The following is a 1,319-nucleotide window of genomic DNA, read 5'->3' as shown; positions in this document are numbered from 1 at the left end:
TGAACCGCCCCGGGAATTGAGGAGGCTCCAACGTCTGAGAATATGGAGCCATGACAAAGTCAAACAAGTTCTCACCCGAGGTCCGCGAGCGCGCCGTGCGCATGGTGCAGGAGCACCGAGGCGACTACCCCTCGCTGTGGTCAGCCATTGAGTCGATAGCCCCCAAGATTGGCTGTGTGCCGCAGACCCTCAACGAATGGGTCAAGAAGGCCGAGGTCGACAGCGGCCTGCGTGTCGGTACCACCACTTCGGATGCGCAACGCATCAAGGAACTGGAGCGCGAGGTCAAGGAGCTTCGCCGGGCCAACGACATCCTGAAGACGGCCAGCGCGTTTTTCGCGCAGGCGGAGCTCGACCGCCGATTGAAGTCTTGAAGAGCTACATCGACCGCCACCGTGATGACTACGGGGTCGAGCCCATCTGCCGGGTGTTGCAGATGGCCCCGTCGTGTTACTGGCGTCATGCAGCCCGCCAACGCAACCCCCAATTGCGCAGTGCACGCGCCCAGCGTGACGAGGGTTTGAAAGCCGACATCCAGCGCGTGTGGCACGCCAACTGGCAGGTCTACGGGGCTGACAAGGTCTGGCTGCAGATGAACCGCGAGGGCATCCCGGTGGCACGTTGTACCGTGGAGCGGCTGATGCGTGCCATGGGCTTGCAAGGGGCCCGCCGTGGCAAGACGGTGCGCACCACCACGCCAGACACCTCCGCACCGTGCCCGCTGGACCACGTCAACCGGCAATTCGAGGCCAGCCGCCCCAACGAGCTGTGGGTGTCGGACTTCACCTACGTCTCCACCTGGCAAGGCTGGCTGTACGTGGCCTTCGTGGTGGACGTGTATGCCCGGCGCATCGTGGGCTGGCGGGTCAGCCGCAGCATGCAGACGGACTTTGTGCTGGATGCGCTGGAGCAGGCCTTGTACGACCGCCAGCCTGCAGCCCATGCCTTGACGCACCATTCCGACAGGGGCAGTCAATACGTTTCCATCCGCTACACCGAGCGCTTGGACCAGGCAGGCATCAGACCTTCTGTGGGCAGCCGGGGTGACAGCTACGACAACGCCCTGGCCGAGACCATTAACGGGCTGTACAAGGCCGAGCTGATTCACCGCCGGGGACCCTGGAAGACCAGGGAATCCGTGGAACTGGCCACCCTGCAGTGGGTGCACTGGTTCAACCACACCCGACTGCTTACGCCGATTGGGGGCATCCCTCCGGCAGAAGCTGAGGCAAACTACTGGAGGCAATTCGCCAACAGCAACACCTCAACAGAGGTGTCAACTTAAATCAACCGGCCTCCTGGAAACCCGGGGCGGTTCA

General features: G+C 63.0%; 1 protein-coding gene and 1 other annotated feature. The gene reads left to right on the top strand.

Annotated features, from left to right (window positions below):
• Positions 1-50: 50 nt before the first annotated feature.
• Positions 51-1,285 (top strand): IS3 family transposase gene (locus tag ACFQNJ_RS19300; RefSeq protein WP_382260374.1). Its coding sequence is split into 2 segments (ribosomal slippage): positions 51-339 and positions 339-1,285, totalling 1,236 coding nucleotides; the frame shifts between segments, so codons are not numbered across the junction.
• Positions 329-445: a sequence feature (AL1L pseudoknot), on the top strand. It overlaps the preceding gene by 117 nt.
• Positions 1,286-1,319: the final 34 nt, after the last annotated feature.

It is taken from the genome of Hydrogenophaga bisanensis, assembly GCF_042665135.1.
GTDB classification, from domain to species: domain Bacteria; phylum Pseudomonadota; class Gammaproteobacteria; order Burkholderiales; family Burkholderiaceae_C; genus Hydrogenophaga; species Hydrogenophaga bisanensis.
The sequence above is the reverse complement of the archived record's forward strand: the minus strand, read 5'-3'. Positions and strand labels throughout refer to the sequence as shown.